This window comes from Terrimonas rubra (assembly GCF_042686025.1).
In the GTDB taxonomy this organism is placed as follows: Bacteria; Bacteroidota; Bacteroidia; order Chitinophagales; family Chitinophagaceae; genus Terrimonas; species Terrimonas rubra.
In genome coordinates this window covers 1458137-1475447 of the sequence record NZ_JBHUOZ010000003.1, presented here as the reverse complement: position 1 = coordinate 1475447, position 17311 = coordinate 1458137, and the positions used below count along the sequence as shown (strand labels likewise).

The following is a 17311-nucleotide window of genomic DNA, read 5'->3' as shown; positions in this document are numbered from 1 at the left end:
ATCTGCGGTGTATTATTATCTGCAATCATCTGCGGGCCTGTTTTCGTTTTATAGTTTTTATCTGTTATATATGATAGCTTGACAAATAATCGTTCATATAATTATGTTATTGGCTTTATCTATTACCGGATTTTTTAAGTATATTATAGTACCAAATGCTAACACTATGAATGAAAATGAGCTGTCGTATGCCATACGTGGCTGTATTTTTAATGTGTACAATAACCTGGGGCCGGGTTTATTGGAATCGGCTTACCAGGCAGCGCTTGCTCACGAGCTGTTTAAAAAATCGCTTCCGTTTTCTGTACAGGTTGGCCTGCCTATGGAATATGAAACCGTCCGTATGGATATTGGATATAGAATTGACCTGTTAGTGGACAACAAAGTAATTATCGAAATTAAATCGGTAGAAAATTTATTGGATGTTCATCATAAACAGGTTATTACTTATTTAAAATTATCCGGGCTTAAACTGGGCTTATTAGTGAATTTTAATACTGATAATATTACGCATTCGATATTCAGGAAAGTGAACGGGTTGTGATTTGTTTTTCCCGCAGATTTTCGGAGATGCTTCCGCAGATTGACGCTGATTGGTTCTGTGTAAATCCGTGGTGAATTTATTCTGTGATGATCAGCGGGTTATTTTCTTTAAGCTTTTGATTTTATTTTTCCCGCAGATTTTCGGAGATGCCTCCGCAGATTGACGCTGATTTGTTCTGCGCAGATCCGCGGTGAATTTACTCTGCGATTATCAGCGGGTTATTTTCTTTAAGCTTTTGATTTTATTTTCCCGCAGATTTTCGGAGATGCCTCCGCAGATTGACGCTGATTTACTCTGCGATTATGAGCGGGTTATTTTTTTTAAGCTTTTGATTTGTTTTCCCGCAGATTTTCGGAGATGGTTCCGCAGATTGACGCTGAGTTGTTCTGTGTAAATCAGCGGTGAATTTATTCTGCGATGATCAGCGGGTTATTTTCTTTAAGCTTTTGATTTTATTTTCCCGCAGATTTTCGGAGATGGCTTCGCAGATCAGCGGGCTATTTACTTTATCATTTTTCCCTTATCATTTTAATACCATCCAGATCATGTACCCGTGGCTGGCAGGTATCCTGTATTACCTTAAACTGCATTTCGCCGGGCGAAGGAAAACTTACTGTGTAAGTGGCATAATAATCAGGATTGCAGATAGGATCTGCTTCGCTGAGTGTGCCGTTGTTAAATGTATACCGGCCATTTGAGAATAATTTGCCGTCAATAAAGTAATCGTGGGTACCATCTGCCCGGTAGACAGCTAATACTTTTGAACCGTTTTTAAAACTGGTATTCCACCGGCCTACAATGCCCGGGTCGGCTGCTTTTTTTTCGTTACAGCCATATGTTGCTGCCAGCAGAATAAAACAAAATAAATGTGATTTCATTGTTTGAGGTTTAAGTTGAGTTACAAAATGGATAAGGTTTAATGGTTAATGAGGGCCCTGTATTTTGTTCATTATTGTTTTAAAGCCGAAGGGCTGCCCGATGGAAGCGGATACCCCGGTGAAGCCCTGTGCCTGGCTGGTGCCGGAGTAGCAGCGTACAGCGGGTAGGAAGCTGATAGTAGTACTGCTGCTGACAGCCCCTGGTTTTATATACGTTTAAACATAAAACGGCGGGTGCCTTCCCTGCGGTCGTCGCAACTGTCAACGATGGGCACCAGCTTCATGGAATCTTTTGCCCACATTTCAATTTTATAATAGGCTTCCGGATGAGGGTTACAGGAAACGTCGTTCAGGAACATGGTATCACCTCTTTGTTCATAATGACCTCCCGCAATAGTTACTTTACCATCTTCAATACCATCATAAGTACCATCGTTTTTGAAGTAAGCGATAAAATCGTGGTAAGTTTTGTCGTCGTGACTATGGTTATAAGCCCATTTGCCTAACAGCGACCGGTTAGGTTCCGTTTTATTTTCGGCACAACTATACAGGAGGCAGGTAAGCGCAAGAAGACCGGTTATTTGTTTCATATGCTTTTTTTACTGGTTCAAAGCTATGGCCGGATATAAAAAAAGGCATTTGCTGTTGTTGCAAATACCTTTGATTTTGTAACATATTTGTTTGATAATGAAATATTTACTGTTGTTTCCGGGTGACCTGGCTGGGAGCGTATCCAAAATGTTTGGAAAAACTGGTAGAGAAGTTAGCAGGATTGGCGTACCCCACACTGTAACAAACTTCGGCCACTGTAGCAATATTGTTTTGCAGCAGTTCATGTGCTCTTTGCATACGGATAGTACGTATCAGCTCACCCGGACTCTGGTCAATAAGCTGCTTGAGTTTACGATGCAATTGGGTACGGCTCAGGCTCATATCCCCGGCCAGCTGATCGGCGCCATATCCGGCATCATCGAGATGGGTTTCGATGGCTTCGCGGATCTTACCCAGGAACTGCTGTTCGATGGAAGGAAGCTCCTCCACCCCGGTCAGCCATATATTGTCCTTTCCATATTTGTCTCTTAATTGCTGGCGGACACGGATGAGGTTGCCGGTAACGGCCAGCAGTTCTTTTTTATCAAAAGGTTTTGACAGGTAGGCATCGGCGCCGGTTTCTATACCCTGTATACGGCTGTCCTGGTCGGTTTTGGCCGTAAGCATGATAATAGGGATATGACTGGTACGGTTATCCGTTTTTAAAGCAGCGCATAACTGGTAACCGTCTTTCTGAGGCATCATTAAGTCGGTTATAATCAGTACAGGTATTTTCTCCAATGCCTGCTCAATACCCTCAGCCCCGTTTTGTGCGGTTATAATGGTATAATGGGTGGCAAAGGACTGTAACATAAATTCCCGCAGATCGGCATTATCCTCTACGAGTAATATAAGTGGCAAGCTGGTATCGGTATTTATCAGGGGATCGCTGATGGAAATTTCATTCTTTAAAATAACGTTTGGGGTATGGAGCGGGTCTGGCTTGGCGGGTATAAAAGGCAGTTGCAATATAAATTCACTGCCTTTATTAACCTCACTGGAAACGGTAATATGCCCGCCCGACAGTTCGGCCAGTTCCTTGGTGAGGGCCAAACCGATACCTACTCCTTCGCCGGCACGGGTGTCGGAAGCATCGGCCTGGTAAAAGCGATCGAAAATATAAGGTAACTTATGTGTAGGAATACCTATACCATTATCCGCTACACGAATGGTAAAAAAATCTTCTGTTTTGTCGAGCGAAATAAGGATGGTACCCTGTTGATTTGAGAATTTGATGGCGTTGGTTAAAAGGTTTTGTACCATTTTTTCCAGCTTATCCATATCAACCATCGCCCATAGTTGGGAGAACTGGTTATTAAACCGGATAGTGATACTCTTTTTATCGGCCAGGGAATCGTATTGCTGTATATACATACGTAACCACTGTACAATTTCCAATGGCTGCGTTTCCACGGTTAGCTGTCCGCTCTCCAGTTTGCTCAGATCGAGCAATTGGTTAATGAGTTGTAACAGTCTCTTGCTGTTTTGCAGAATGAATTGTGCATATCGTTGTGCGGCGGGTTCATCGCTCTGGTGTAATAGTTCCTTAGCCGGGTTAATGATCAGTGTAAGCGGCGTTTTAAATTCGTGGGTAAGATTTACAAAGAAACGGGATTTGGCCTCATCCATTTCACGGAGTTTATCGGCCTGGCGTCTTACTTCCGCCGTACGTTCCATTACAGTTCTTTCCAACTCTTCAGCCTGCCCGGCGATAAGTTTTGTTTTTTCCTGTTCCTGTAACAGGTTTTCTTCGGCCAGTCGTTTGTTTTCCTTTAACTGTGTTTCCAGGTTACGGTTGGTACGGGCTACATTGATGGCCAGGTATACAGAGAACATAACGGGTAACAATAAACTTACAATGCTCATGGTGGCCATTACCTCCCGGAAAGTAAACCAACCAAATAAATTACTGCCCGCAATTACACTGGTAATTAAACAAATACACATGGCAATAGCAATAAGCCAGAGCAGCTTATTACCACGGCGTATGGCCCGGCCAATAACAATGGTACCATCAATAAATACCAGTGTGGTGAGAATATTGATCAATGTAGGAAAGATAGCCTCCCCGGTATTGACAAAATTGGGCTGCCCTTTCAATAACAGAAAGACCAGCATGGCTAAAGTGAGTATACTAATGATGAAGAGCCTGTTTTTGGGAATACGATTAAAACTGACGTAATAAAATAATAATGCCCCGGTAAAAGGAATAAAGGTCATCATGTAAATGAACAACATATAACTGTTGAATTGCCAGTAGGGATCAGTAGTGGCAATAGTAAGATACCTGGCCAGCCCTGTGATGGCCGTTACCAATACAAACAGGCTATAATATAAATTAACTCTTTGCCTGGGGTAAAAAATAAATAACAGGAAATGTAAGAGCACCAGCATGAACTGCACAGATGTTGCAGTAAGTAAGAGATCAAAAAAACGCTGATCACTTTTGCTGTGACTGTTCAATACATGCATATTACCCAGCCATAACTGCATACCGGTAAAATCATTGAAAGCAGGCTTAAAATTGGCATACCGGATGGCCAGCAGATGCGGCAAAGTATCGCTGATGGCTAAGGGCAATATGGTATAAGGCGTTCGTTTAACTTTAATATCCGCAGCGTTGGTGGCAAATGTCCCGATGGCATCTATTTTTTTCCCATCCCAGAATATTTCCGAAGCCCCATCCTGGTTAATACGCATACCCCAGGTACTGAGGGATGTATGTTTGTCTTTTTTTATCCAGATGCGAAACCAGCCATACCCACGCCAGCCGGGAGGTGTATCGGTACTACCAAATTTTATGGATACGGGTTTCCATAAACTATCATTGAATAAAGGATCAGCCCAACGCAGGTCATCACCGGCCTGGTACCTGACCAGGTATTTTTCTACTGCAATATTTGAGGAGTGTAGACCCGTATCGCTGAGCAATATACCGGGAAATTGTGCACGACTAAACAGGTTAGCAGCAAAAATAAAAACACAGCATATCGCGAGGTGCTTTAACATAGTTTCTGTCCGGGATTTACAGCAACAGCAGGTTTAATGGTATTATACCTGTTCAAATATAACAAAGAACTATAACAAAAAAAAGCAAGGCTATTGCGTTAGCCTTGCTTGAAATTGACCAAACCACCCAGTGTTAGTTTATTTAATATGTTTTATTGTTTCACAACTTTAAAGTTTTTGAAAGCTTTGTTTTCACTGATAACCGTAATAATATAGGTTCCTCTGGCATACCTTTCCATATTGATCTGGTAAACAGACTGTGCAGGTTTCAGGGTATTAACCAGCTTGCCATCTACATGGTGTATCTGGATAATGCTGCCTGCAGGCAACCCGGTAATGGTTGTTCTGTCATTTACAACCGGGTTCGGGAATAAGGTAATTCGGTTATCATTACAACTTGTTCTGAATTGTAACACCTTATTACTGTAGCTGTATGTACCGTCAATATCCACCATTTTTAACCGGTAATAACCTGTTGCTGTCGTTTGCGGATAAGTTAACTGGTAGTTGCTGCCGGTAGCCGATTGTTTGGACGGAATGGTTTTAACAGTAATAAAATCAATTCCGTTCTCACTGTATTCCAAGTCAAAATGGGAGAATTTGTTTTCCAGTGTAGTGGTCCATGTAAGCGCTACATTACAGTTGTTTACAACACCACTAAATTCAGACAGTGTTACGGGGAGAATACTTAATGTATTAGCAAATATTTCTCCAATATCATTGGCAGTATTATTGCCTGTTGAGCCGGCCGGAGGTGTGAGGGTTAATGTGGCCCCGATACTAAAATCGCTGCCGCTTGTGCTTAAACCGGTAACAACCGCATTGATCTGTAAACCGGCCGGTAGTGCCACAGAAGTAATATCAGGAAAAACAACGGCAGGTTTTTGTGTAGCGGTATACAACTTTTGTGCATCATTGTACACAAAATCAAAATAGTCCAGTAAAGTGCCCGATAAGGCATCTAACCCATTAACAGTTACCACCCCTCCTACTGCCGGGGAAGCTTTATGCAATTGAATGGTAAAGACAATATTATCAGGAGCGACACCGGTTATCGGGTCATTACCGTTATTTCCCACAGAGTAAATGAGCCTGAAAGGATGCCCTACCCCTACTAATGGTAAATCAGAGGCATGAATATAAGAATCTTCCACCCCGGGGTCCTGGTCCGTTTGCGCTGATAATGATGCTGTCCAAAATAAGAATGCAGAAAAGATGGTTAAAAAATATTTCATAGCTAGTGATTTTAATTGTGAGTATAAATAATAGGGAGAGCCATTGAGTTATTTGAACTGTTTTCTTCTTTACCACTGCCGGCGATAATGGTGGTAGTGATATTAATGCGTCCATTGGTTTGGCCTGGTGTAAACACGCCTGTTAGACCAACGGTAAGACTGCCATTACCGGCAATGGTTTCTGTTGTTTGTAAAATATAATAACCGGGGTGAGAGGTAGAATTAAATGTCCAGTTTGCATTTTGTACCGGAACGCCATCCACCAATATATCGGCCTGGTTAAAATTCAGTACAATGTTCTGATGCTTGGATAAGTACAAAGTGATTAAACCATTGGTATTTACATTATTTACTTCATTAACCTGTATCCTTACATTCAGGTTGGTTGTACCCCTGATCTCATTTGGCGTTAATGTAAGTATCGGCGTAATATCCGGTACTTCCCGAACCAGTATGTATAAAGTAGCGTGGGCAGTGGCTACCGGCGAACCGTTATCCTGTAAGGTATAGGGAATGGCCAGGGTACCCACAAAGCCTGCCTGTGGTGTAAAGATATAAGAACCGTTGGCGGCGATCTGAACGCGGCCTTTACCGGTGATCACGGTATCCAATACGGTTACAGTCAGTGTATTGCCCTCAGGGTCTATATCATTTATCAAAAGACCATTGGCAGCAGTAACCGTTAGTTTAACCCCCTTACCAATACTGGCAAGGTCATCAGCAGCAATTGCCGTATTATACATATTAGCCGGGTATACATCAACTATCGCAAAGGCTGTTACACATTTAGGTGTAGGCTGGTTATCGCATACACTGTATTGTAATGTATCGCGGCCGGTAAAGCCTGCAGCCGGTGTATAAGTTATATTACCTGTAACAGGATCAACCGTAGCGGTACCACCGTAAGTAGTATTGCCTGCCTGTGTACTGTTTAAGTCAACAATGGTTACACCCGATCTTACCAGCGTGAAACCAGGCGTACCCACCCTGTCATTTGCCAGTACGTTAATGGTAACAGGGTTACCGATTTTTGTAGCCGCCACATCGGTATAAGCCATCGGGTTATTGGAAACACCTGGTGTAAAATCGTTTACGGTGATCGTCAGCATCTCTGTGGGACAGTCCGTTGTCTGACCATTGGTGCATACCGGTACATAATACTGGTAAATGCCCGGCACACCGGCGGTAAAGGTATAGGTTCCGTCGGATGCCACTGTAATACTGGCACCGGCAGGGTTACCCGGGGCGCCCTGCGGGGTTCCGTAAGTGAAATTTCCTTCACCGGTATCATTGGTACTTACATTACCATTAACAGGCCTGTTAATAGCGGTTATATTTACATCCGGTAACGCTTGTAATGGTGCATATCTTACCATTATATACAAGGTGGCCGAAGTATTTATAGCTGGCGTGTTAACATCTGATACATGATAAGGTACGGTTACGGTACCAACATAACCCGGTACCGGTACAAAACGGTAACTGCCATCGGTTGATAATACCAAATGTCCTACCCCCGTAATGGTAGTATCTAAGGCCTGAACCTGCATCGTACCACCGCCGGAATGTGTATCATTTTGTAACACCCCGTTAGCGGCATTTTTTTGCAGGTGTTCATTTACATTAATAACGGTAAAATCATCGGCGGCCGATATCACCGGTGAGGCGGCCGGTGGTAATACGCGTATTAGCTGGTATGCCCAGCCACATTCCGGAACAGGCGCATTATTGCAAACCGTGTAACGGATGGTATCTACCCCAACAAAGTTGGTGGGTGGTGTATATGTAATATTACCGGTTGTTGTATTAATTACCGCAACACCCCCGGCGGATGTATTACCGGTTGTTGCGCCGTTAAGATCTGTTATCTGCATACTCGATGGTTGTAAAAGGTAACCATTGTTACCTGGCCAGTCATTTGCCAACGACGCAATGGTTACCTGTGTGTTGTAGCTGGTAACAGCGATATCGGTATTTACAACGAGAGAATTTGTAGTAGTTAAGGAAGTATCCTGTACCGTAATCGTCAGTAATTCTAATTTACAGTTATCGGTAGTGGCAGGGGGACAAACCGGAATATAAAACTGGTAAACGCCCGGCACCGTACCTGTAAATGTATACGTACCATCGGCCTGAACAACCGGTAAAGTAGCGGCAGGGTTGGTAACACCGGCCGGTACGCTAACAGTTGTACCATAAGTACTGCCCGCCTCTATTTTATCATTAGTGGATAGATTGCCGGATACAGGATAGTTTAGTAAGCCCACATTGATATCAGGCTGGCTGATATTACAGGTAAATGAACCGTCTGCAGTATAAGTACGCACATCCACGTAAGCCCCGTATACATCTACATACTGATCCAATGCCGTTACCAGGGACCCTACACTTATTTTTACTTCATCAAAAGGCAGTGTGGTATAGAAACCCGGAATATAAGTGCTGTTGCCGGTTCCCAGTATTTGTACCAGTACCGCCAGGTCTAACAGGCCGCTTCCGCTTCTTGATTCCTGCAACACACCGTTATTAAAGGTTGAAATGGTGAGGTAAGGGAATAAACCGGCCGCAATAATGAAATTATTTTTCCTTATCTGGAAGCCGGCAAATGTACCCGCCGGGAATGTATAGGCTGGTACCGCAACGGAAAGGGAATTAGTGGCAATACCGGTAACGGTATTATATAACCTGGCATAATCATTAGTAGCCGGAGATACGGCATCCCATGGACCCTGTACGGTACATGCCGCACATACACCGCCGCGGACACCGGTTTCCACTGCATTGATAACAGCGCCATGTGCCGTGCTGTTTAACAGGCCGTTCGTATTACAATCCACAACCCTTGCACAGGTTCTTTGCACATGTGCTTTATATACTAAAATATTACCCAGGTTAGCACCAATAAGGTTTTCAATATTTAACTGTATCTCATCAAATATTACGGGGCTTACAATACCTACGATCTGCCGGTTGGGTCCGCCCGTAAGTAATGAAGTGCCGGCACCCACCAGTAAAGAGCTGGCCGCACCGGAATGTACCAGCGTTCCGTTATTATACAGGTCAATGGTTATCCTTCCTGCTACATCGGCCGATAATAAAGCGGCAGATTCAATATCAAAACCAGCAAATGAACCTGCAGGATAACTGCCGATAGCATCGGCTACCGAAATACTGGCCTTCGACCCCACAGCCGCAGCAATTACAACCGTAGCAGGTTGGGTAGTACTGCCGCTAATAATGTTTTCTGCATTATTTATCTGGCAGCCCACACAGGCTATGCCTCCAAATCCTGTTCTTAATCCGTTTACATAAACAGGCAGGTCAGGGTTCTGGAAAGGTTTCAGTTCATTGCACGGAGGTTCAGCCGCACAGAATTCTTTCAGTATCATACCATAGATCCTGGTTGTTCCCAGGTTAACATTCACGGTCCCGTCAAACAATATCTTCACGCCGTCAAAAGGCATGGTGGGTATAAAGCCTACTGTTTGCCGGCCAAAACCGTTTAACAGGCTTGTTTGAGCCGATATGAGTCCGGTTGAAGCGGTAGCTGTTTGTTGCACTACCCCATTTAGCAGCGTTACTATGGATAGACCGTTTAAGGCATTTACGCCCACCAGACTCGGACTTTCAATATCAAAGCCTGCAAATACCGGGGTGGCCGGGTCGGTATTGTAAACAGTAGTGCCGTTACTTACAGCATAGGCAGCGGTTGATGCAGCGCCTACAGGCAGTACTACCTCGGTATAATTAGCGGGGTTATTATCAATAGCATTTTCTGCGCCGATTATATTACAGTTTACACAGGCAACAGCATTAATACCTGTATGTCTTCCGTCTATATATACAGGATACCGGTCTTCCGTTAGTGATACCGGCGTATTACAGGTAAGTGCATCACCCGCACAGAACCTTTTTACCACAGCGCCATACACCAGTACCGGGTTGGTACCTGCCGCCACGGCATTATTTAAAGTAAATCTTATTTCATCAAAATTTTTAGTGGTTTTAAAACCGGTTACAAATTTGCCCCCGGCTGCAAATACACCACCGCTTACCAGTGCTGCATTGTATATCACCTGGTCCTGTTGTACCCCGGCTAAATAGGTCGTAATGGTATAGTAAGTTCCAACAGCAACACTCACGGTACGTTGCAGATCTACTTCAAAGCCCGCAAACATACCAGCCGGGTAAATGGTTTTCGCATTCTTAACCGCCAGGGATGCTGTAGCGCTTAGCGAAGCAAGAATATTGATGGAAGCATAATTATTCGCATCATTATCAATCAGGTTATCAGCATCCGTAATGCCGCAATTCACACAGGCTCCTGAAACATTTACACCAGAATTTGCCTGGTCAATAAATACCGGGTAAGCAGGCGCCTGCCAGCGTATCAGTTCGTTACAGGGTAAGCTGGCCGGTAATACACTTTCGGCACAAAATTTTTCAACAAACACATGATGTATCTCCGTTGTGGCAAGGGTTACTGACAGGCCGGTGTTCTGTTCAATCATAATACGATCGAAAGGCTTGGTAGTAAGTAGGGAAATACTGTTTAAGCCGTTTGTATTGATAAGACCTACTGATAAAAGTCCGTTTCCCACGCTTGCCGATTCCTGCTCTGTCGCACCCAGGTAGGTTTTAACCGTAAACGCTTCAAAAACGGATAATGATAATAAACTCGTATTCCGGATCATCACACCGGCCTTATAACCGGCAGGTATGATACCATTACCCAGTTGTATGGTAGTACGCATACCACCTGCAGCAGCTACAGTATAGGACATGGTACCTACAGTAGCCGGGTTATTATCAACTACATTGGAGGCGTTGTTAACCGATCCTAGCACCAACCCAAAAGTACCTGTCCAGGGACCAGACGCACCGATATTACCGGTAACTATTGAAGCAGATAAAGTACCATTGTTAACGTAAGGCGTTACCGTATTACAGCCAAGTAGATTTTCGTTGATATTCTGTGCTGTTAAGGAGGATTGGGAGAAAAAAAGTAAAAGAATAAGAATAGCGGTGTTTAAACAGCTTTTAAAAGCGTGTAGATTTTGTTTCATAAGAGGAAGTTTTCATTAAGTTAATAGGAGATACGACAGGTATTTTAAACAGTTAACAACTAATGTATCAACTATAAAAAAAACGAATCTTTACTAAAACTATATAATCAAAAGCTTAGAAAGAAAATAAATGAAAACATTTTTTTTCTTTAAGGAATTGACCATAAATCAAGCTAAGAGAAAGCACTTATTTTTACTGATCCATCATTGTTTATAACAACAATACACATACGTTATTTCCTGAAAAATACTTTTAGTTTACCGGGAATTTTATTTGTTTTGGTGAATTAAAAATAGTGTGCTGATTTTTCCTGGTTCTTGATCCGTTTAGTAAAAAATACCGGCATGTACCACAAGCAAGTTTTGTGCTAAACTGTCAAAAAAAATAAACCAGTTGTATGGCTAATGGGTTACCATTATTCCGGACACGCATATTTCCTTATTTTTGAAAAAAAATCAATATGGACCTGGTCACCGTTTCACTTATTGTTGCTCTGCTGGCTTTAGTAATTGCTGTTATTGCCATTATACTGGTCATGCAAAACAAACAGGCGTCTGTAAAAAAACAGGCAGAGCCTGTGCCCGCAGCAGGCCATCAATTTACATCGAGCCCCCTGCAACTGCAGGCCTATGAAAGACTGGTAATGCTTACTGAAAGAATTGCTATCCCGCATTTAATTAACCGGTTAAACTTATCCGGTATCAGTGCGGCTGAAATGCGTGCCTTATTAATTGAAAATACCAAACAGGAATATGAATACAACAGCTCGCAACAAATTTATGTTAGCCAGCAGGCCTGGGAAGCGGTGCGTAATTTTAAAGATCAGAATATTACCCTGATCAACCGGATTGCCGGAACTTTACCACCGGAAGCATCGGGTTATGACCTGAATAAAAAGATCCTGGAAGCACTGGTAACACAAAACCTGTCAGATGTTCATAATATGGTGCTGGAAGCCCTGAATTTCGAAGCAAAACGCCTGATGAAATAACGGGGTTCCAAATCCTGCATAACACTAAATACGATATCTCCCCTCACCTGCCGGGGCCGGTGATCATTTACTATTAAAAACGAAGAGCGCCATATATGACAAAAAAATTTACCGATAGCGGCATAGAAATAAAAGAACTGTACGATAGCAAAGACCAGCTAAAACCAGAAGCATCGGCTCCTGGTAGTTTTCCTTTTACCCGTGGTGTACAACCCGATATGTACCGGGGACGTTTATGGACCATGCGCCAGTATGCCGGCTTTTCAACAGCCGAAGAAAGTAACAAACGGTATCATTATTTACTCAGCCAGGGCGTTAGCGGCTTAAGTGTAGCTTTTGATCTGCCCACCCAGATCGGTTATGATAGTGATCACGCTTTATCCGAAGGAGAAGTAGGTAAAGTGGGTGTGGCTATAGACAGTATAGAGGATATGCAGACCCTTTTCAATGGTATTAAACTGGAAGAGGTATCTACGTCCATGACCATTAATGCCACGGGCTTTATCTTATTGTCATTTTATGTTGCCCTGGCCAAACAACAGGGTGCCGACTTAAAAAAAATATCAGGCACTATTCAAAACGATATTTTAAAAGAATATGCAGCCAGGGGCACTTACATTTATCCGCCCAAACCCTCCATGCGCATCATTACCGATATATTTGAATGGTGCGGCAACGAAGTACCTAAATGGAATACCATCTCCATCAGTGGTTATCATATCCGTGAAGCAGGCAGTACGGCCGTACAGGAAATAGCTTTTACCTTAAGTAATGGTAAAGCCTATGTAAAAGCCGCTATTGCCAAAGGCCTTGACATCAATGTATTTGGTAAACGTCTTTCTTTCTTCTTTAATGCGCATAATAACCTGTTTGAAGAAGTGGCAAAATTCCGGGCTGCCCGTAAAATGTGGGCACAGATCATGAAAGACCTGGGCGCTACCGATCCAAAAGCCATGATGTTGCGTTTTCATACCCAAACAGGAGGAAGTACCTTAACAGCACAACAGCCGCTTAACAATATTTCCAGGGTAACCATACAAACATTGTCGGCCGTATTGGGCGGTACACAATCCCTGCATACCAACGGTTACGACGAAGCATTAAGCCTTCCCACCGAAGAAGCCGCCAGGATAGCCTTACGTACCCAGCAGATCGTAGCTTTTGAAAGCGGGGCCCCGGATACCGTTGATCCCCTCGCCGGCTCTTATTTTGTAGAAGCCTTAACGCAGGAGGTGGAAAACGCAGCCTGGCAGCTGATCGAAAAAATTGACGCCATGGGCGGTAGCGTATCTGCCATTGAAGAAGGATTTATACAGGATGAAATTGCCCGCAGCGCTTACGAATACCAGAAACAAATTGAGACCGGTGAAAAAATAATTGTTGGGGTAAACAAATTCCAGGTACAGCAGGAAGATCCCATACCCGTTTTTAAAATTGATGATTCCATACGCACCATTCAAACCAACAAACTGCAACAGCTAAAGACCAATCGTAACCCGGCCAAAGTTGACCAGTGTTTACAATACCTGAACGATAAAGCAACCAGTGGTGAAAACATAATGCCAGCCGTTGTAGAAGCTGTTGAAAACAAATGTACCCTGGGCGAAATTGCCGATACGCTGCGTGAGGTTTTTGGAGAATATAAATAATGGAAAAACGTTTATTAATTGTTATTGATCCGCAAAACGACTTTACCAGCCCGGAGGGCAATTATGCCCAAAGGCATACAGGTATCGGGGAAATTGCGGCAGCAAAAAACAGGATCAATAAGCTGATAAAGACGATAGGTCATAGCAATATAGGTGTGGTAAGTTCCGCTTATCAACCCGGCCAGTTCAAACCCGGTTTAAATATTTGTATACCCGGTACGGCCGGACATGCGCTGGATGCCGATCTGGCTTTTGACGATTCAATGAACTTCTTTACAAAAACTGAGCACAGCTGCTTTTCATCAGTGGCATTTACACAATACCTTGAAACAAATAATATTACAACTTTACTGTTAGCAGGCTTTCTGGCAGAATATTGCGTAAAACAAACTGCATTGGATGCATTAGCAAAAGGCTATAAAGTTATTATTATCGTAGATGCCATTGCAACAGGCGACGATGTGTTACACCGGAAGCACCAAACCATACAGGAGCTTACCAATAAAGGAGCTGCCTGTATAAACAGTAACAACCTGTAATACATATCAGCGCCTGGCTGCCATATAGGTTTCAAAAAAAGTCCGGCAGTTCACTACCTCCAGTTCAGAGAAGTAAAAATCTTTTACATTTTCGGTAACAATAATGCGGCAGCCGGCATGTTGGGCAGCATAGTATTCCATCCCATCTTCAAAGTCATGTACCGCATGATCAAGTAATGCCTTTTGTATAATATTATCGTTAATATCTGTTATCGAAATATTTTGTGCCAGCACACATAATTTTTCTTTTGCAGTACGCCTGCATTTCTTTTCGGCAAAATAAAAGGTAATGGCCAGGCATAACGGCGAGGTATACACCATATAGCCCGGGTAATTTACCAGGCTTAATATACGCGAAGCATAATCGTACAAAGGATATTCTTTATTAATAATAGCTATCAATATATTGGCATCTAAAAATATCCGCATGTTTTATTTTTTTGACTTATAAAACTGTTTACGGGCATTTTTGCGATGCTGGGGCTTACTGATATAAACTGCCTCACCTTCGGCAACCATATTAACCCAATTGGCAACAGGAAATGCATCGAAGGAATGAAGCGCCGATGAAGTGGCTTTTTGTAATAAAAACTCAACCAGGCGTGATAAACTGATATTGTTTTCTTCGGCAAATTTTTTGGCGTTTTCTGCTACCTCTTTGTTAAAGGACAGCGTTATTTTAGCATCCATAAAACATTATTTACACCCAAATTACACCACCCTACGTGGTTTTTTTATTTTTCTCACGTATTTATTAATACCCCATATTTATACATGTCGCTATCAAAAAGTTGCAAAAAAAATGTTTCACACAATGTGAAACATTTTTAAATACCTTATAACCTTTATTAATATAAATCAACAGGTAATGTATGAAATGGCGCCGCCGGAAAAAATATACGGCCCTTACCTTATTTTCCCGCCTTCCATCCGTCTTTTAATCCAACGGTTTTATTAAACACCATACCACTGGTACTACTGTCCTTGTCCAATACAAAATATCCTTTACGCACAAACTGGAAACGCTCATCATAATGTGCATTCTTTAAAGCCGGTTCGGCATAGGCTGCCCGGATAACCTTTAATGAATCCGGGTTGATATATTCTTTAAAGTCCCCTTCTTCCGATGAAGGATCTTCTACTTTAAACAAGCGGTCATACTCCCGTATTTCAGCGGTAATAGCATGCTTTACACTTACCCAGTGCAAAGTGCCTTTTACCTGTATGCCCGATGTATCACTACCGCTTTTACTCTCCGGTATATAGGTACAACGCAACTCGGTCACCGTACCGTTCTCATCTTTAATAACCTCTTCGCATTTAATAATATAAGCGCTCTTTAAGCGTACCATCTGCCCCGGGGCCAGCCTGAAATATTTCTTAGGCGGATTCTCCATAAAATCTTCCCGTTCAATATAAATTTCATTGCTGAATGGTACTTCCCTGGTACCGCCATTTGGATCTTCCGGGTTGTTTTCGCTGGTTAACAGCTCTTCCCCATCAGGATCGGCATAATTGGTGATCACCACTTTCACCGGGTCAAATACTACCATACGGCGCTGGGCCCTTTTATTCAGGTCTTCCCGTACAAAAAACTCCAGCAGGCTGATGTCTACCACGTTATCACGTTTGGCAATACCAATACGGTCGCAAAATTCACGGATACTCTCCGGTGTATAACCACGCCTGCGCATACCGCTGATGGTAGGCATACGCGGGTCATCCCAGCCGGCCACATGTTTTTCATTTACCAACTGTAAAAGCTTACGTTTACTCATTACCGTGTAGGTAAGGTTACGCCTGGCAAACTCATACTGATGCGATGGATAGATCTCCAGTTTCTTAATTAACCAGTCATACAATTCACGGTGCGGAACAAATTCCAGCGTACAGATGCTATGGGTAATTTTTTCAATAGAATCGCTTTGCCCGTGTGCAAAATCATACATAGGGTAAATACACCATGTATCTCCGGTACGATGATGATGGGCATGTTTAATACGGTATAACAAAGGGTCACGCATTAACATATTGGGCGATGCCATATCTACTTTCGCACGTAATACTTTCTCGCCGTCCTTATACTTACCGGCACGCATATCCGCAAACAATTGCAGGTTCTCTTCAATGCTGCGCTCAGCGTACTCATTCCTGCGCCCGGCCTGTGTTGGCGTACCTTTTTGTTCGGCAATGGCTTCACTGCTGCTGTCATCTACATAAGCCAGTCCTTTTTTAATTAAGGTAACGGCCATATTATACAACTGCTCAAAATAATCCGATGCATATAACTCGTTGGCCCATTCAAAGCCCAGCCATTTAATATCGTTTTTAATACTTTCCACATACTCCGTATCCTCGGTAACCGGGTTGGTATCGTCAAAACGCAGGTTGGTACTGCCGCCATATTTTTTGGTTAAGCCAAAATTCAGGCAAATGCTGGTAGCATGGCCCATATGCAGATAGCCGTTAGGCTCCGGCGGAAAACGGGTCATAATGGTTTTATACTTGCCCGATGCCAGATCTGCCTCAATAATTTCCTCTAAAAAATTCAGACTTCTTTCTTCCTTATTCGCTGTTGTTGACATAGTGTACAAAGGTAAGCAACAAAAACTATTGTACTATCACCGGTATACAATTTAGCCGGCTCATCGTAATTGGGGCGCTCAGCAACAGTAACTCCGGTCAGCTGCAGTTCCCGCTTTCCGTTTCAAGTCCGCCGCAAAGCCACCCGCAAACCTTCAGCGGGCTTTCCACTGCAATCGGGCAGCCCATCAACCGTTTGCATGAATATTGAGGCATTTATTCATT

The 17311-nt window shown here is 43.1% G+C and carries 12 protein-coding genes; 4 read left to right on the top strand and 8 right to left on the bottom strand.

Going from position 1 to position 17311, the window contains the following annotated elements; translation table 11 throughout:
- Nucleotides 1-166 precede the first annotated feature (166 nt).
- A complete protein-coding gene (locus tag ACFS6H_RS15315; RefSeq protein WP_386100731.1) occupies nucleotides 167-544 on the top strand; it encodes a GxxExxY protein in 378 nt (125 codons plus the stop codon).
- A 509-nt stretch (nucleotides 545-1053) separates the two neighbouring features.
- On the opposite strand, the gene ACFS6H_RS15310 is transcribed toward ACFS6H_RS15315, so the two are convergent.
- The 5 genes from ACFS6H_RS15310 to ACFS6H_RS15290 form a co-directional block, all read right to left on the bottom strand.
- A complete protein-coding gene (locus ACFS6H_RS15310) occupies nucleotides 1054-1422 on the bottom strand; it encodes a hypothetical protein (protein ID WP_386100728.1) in 369 nt (122 codons plus the stop codon).
- A gap of 206 nt (nucleotides 1423-1628) precedes the next feature.
- Entirely contained in the window at nucleotides 1629-2012 is a 384-nt protein-coding gene (locus ACFS6H_RS15305) for a hypothetical protein (protein WP_386100725.1), read from the bottom strand.
- A 106-nt stretch (nucleotides 2013-2118) separates the two neighbouring features.
- Complete coding sequence (locus tag ACFS6H_RS15300) at nucleotides 2119-5022, bottom strand: ATP-binding protein (protein WP_386100722.1); 2904 nt, start codon at nucleotides 5020-5022, stop codon at nucleotides 2119-2121.
- Between the two features lie 152 nt (nucleotides 5023-5174).
- Entirely contained in the window at nucleotides 5175-6257 is a 1083-nt protein-coding gene (locus ACFS6H_RS15295; protein WP_386100719.1) for a T9SS type A sorting domain-containing protein, read from the bottom strand.
- Between the two features lie 11 nt (nucleotides 6258-6268).
- Nucleotides 6269-11323 carry an Ig-like domain-containing protein gene (locus tag ACFS6H_RS15290; RefSeq protein WP_386100717.1) on the bottom strand — a complete coding sequence of 1685 codons (5055 nt, stop codon included), beginning with the start codon at nucleotides 11321-11323 and terminating at the stop codon, nucleotides 6269-6271.
- Nucleotides 11324-11784: 461 nt separating this feature from the next.
- On the opposite strand from ACFS6H_RS15290, the gene ACFS6H_RS15285 reads away from it, so the two are divergent.
- The 3 genes from ACFS6H_RS15285 (at nucleotide 11785) to ACFS6H_RS15275 (ending at nucleotide 14503) form a co-directional block, all read left to right on the top strand.
- Nucleotides 11785-12315, top strand: coding sequence for a DUF7935 family protein (locus ACFS6H_RS15285; RefSeq protein ID WP_386100714.1), 531 nt, complete (start codon nucleotides 11785-11787; stop codon nucleotides 12313-12315).
- Nucleotides 12316-12410: 95 nt separating this feature from the next.
- Nucleotides 12411-13964, top strand: a complete 1554-nt coding sequence (locus ACFS6H_RS15280; protein ID WP_386100711.1) for an acyl-CoA mutase large subunit family protein — start codon at nucleotides 12411-12413, stop codon at nucleotides 13962-13964.
- Nucleotides 13964-14503: a cysteine hydrolase family protein gene (locus ACFS6H_RS15275; RefSeq protein ID WP_386100707.1), complete on the top strand. Its 540-nt coding sequence runs from the start codon at nucleotides 13964-13966 to the stop codon at nucleotides 14501-14503. Before ACFS6H_RS15280 ends, ACFS6H_RS15275 begins: the two co-directional genes overlap by 1 nt.
- A 6-nt stretch (nucleotides 14504-14509) precedes the next feature.
- On the opposite strand, the gene ACFS6H_RS15270 is transcribed toward ACFS6H_RS15275, so the two are convergent.
- The 3 genes from ACFS6H_RS15270 to ACFS6H_RS15260 all read right to left on the bottom strand — a co-directional run bounded on the left by ACFS6H_RS15270 (nucleotide 14510) and on the right by ACFS6H_RS15260 (nucleotide 17088).
- On the bottom strand, nucleotides 14510-14932 hold the full coding sequence (locus ACFS6H_RS15270) for a type II toxin-antitoxin system VapC family toxin (protein ID WP_386100704.1): 423 nt from the start codon (nucleotides 14930-14932) through the stop codon (nucleotides 14510-14512).
- A gap of 3 nt (nucleotides 14933-14935) precedes the next feature.
- Nucleotides 14936-15193: a DUF6364 family protein gene (locus ACFS6H_RS15265; protein WP_386100701.1), complete on the bottom strand. Its 258-nt coding sequence runs from the start codon at nucleotides 15191-15193 to the stop codon at nucleotides 14936-14938.
- Between the two features lie 221 nt (nucleotides 15194-15414).
- Nucleotides 15415-17088, bottom strand: coding sequence for a glutamine--tRNA ligase/YqeY domain fusion protein (locus ACFS6H_RS15260; RefSeq protein ID WP_386100698.1), 1674 nt, complete (start codon nucleotides 17086-17088; stop codon nucleotides 15415-15417).
- Nucleotides 17089-17311 lie beyond the last annotated feature (223 nt).

Bases quoted from the DNA above. Each gene is read 5' to 3' on its own strand.
- ACFS6H_RS15300 (WP_386100722.1), bottom strand. From the start codon at position 5,022: ATGTTAAAGCACCTCGCGATATGCTGTGTTTTTATTTTTGCTGCTAAC.
- ACFS6H_RS15285 (WP_386100714.1), top strand. From the start codon at position 11,785: ATGGACCTGGTCACCGTTTCACTTATTGTTGCTCTGCTGGCTTTAGTA.
- ACFS6H_RS15270 (WP_386100704.1), bottom strand. From the start codon at position 14,932: ATGCGGATATTTTTAGATGCCAATATATTGATAGCTATTATTAATAAA.
- ACFS6H_RS15290 (WP_386100717.1), bottom strand. From the start codon at position 11,323: ATGAAACAAAATCTACACGCTTTTAAAAGCTGTTTAAACACCGCTATT.
- ACFS6H_RS15305 (WP_386100725.1), bottom strand. From the start codon at position 2,012: ATGAAACAAATAACCGGTCTTCTTGCGCTTACCTGCCTCCTGTATAGT.
- ACFS6H_RS15265 (WP_386100701.1), bottom strand. From the start codon at position 15,193: ATGGATGCTAAAATAACGCTGTCCTTTAACAAAGAGGTAGCAGAAAAC.
- ACFS6H_RS15275 (WP_386100707.1), top strand. From the start codon at position 13,964: ATGGAAAAACGTTTATTAATTGTTATTGATCCGCAAAACGACTTTACC.
- ACFS6H_RS15315 (WP_386100731.1), top strand. From the start codon at position 167: ATGAATGAAAATGAGCTGTCGTATGCCATACGTGGCTGTATTTTTAAT.
- ACFS6H_RS15295 (WP_386100719.1), bottom strand. From the start codon at position 6,257: ATGAAATATTTTTTAACCATCTTTTCTGCATTCTTATTTTGGACAGCA.
- ACFS6H_RS15310 (WP_386100728.1), bottom strand. From the start codon at position 1,422: ATGAAATCACATTTATTTTGTTTTATTCTGCTGGCAGCAACATATGGC.
- ACFS6H_RS15260 (WP_386100698.1), bottom strand. From the start codon at position 17,088: ATGTCAACAACAGCGAATAAGGAAGAAAGAAGTCTGAATTTTTTAGAG.
- ACFS6H_RS15280 (WP_386100711.1), top strand. From the start codon at position 12,411: ATGACAAAAAAATTTACCGATAGCGGCATAGAAATAAAAGAACTGTAC.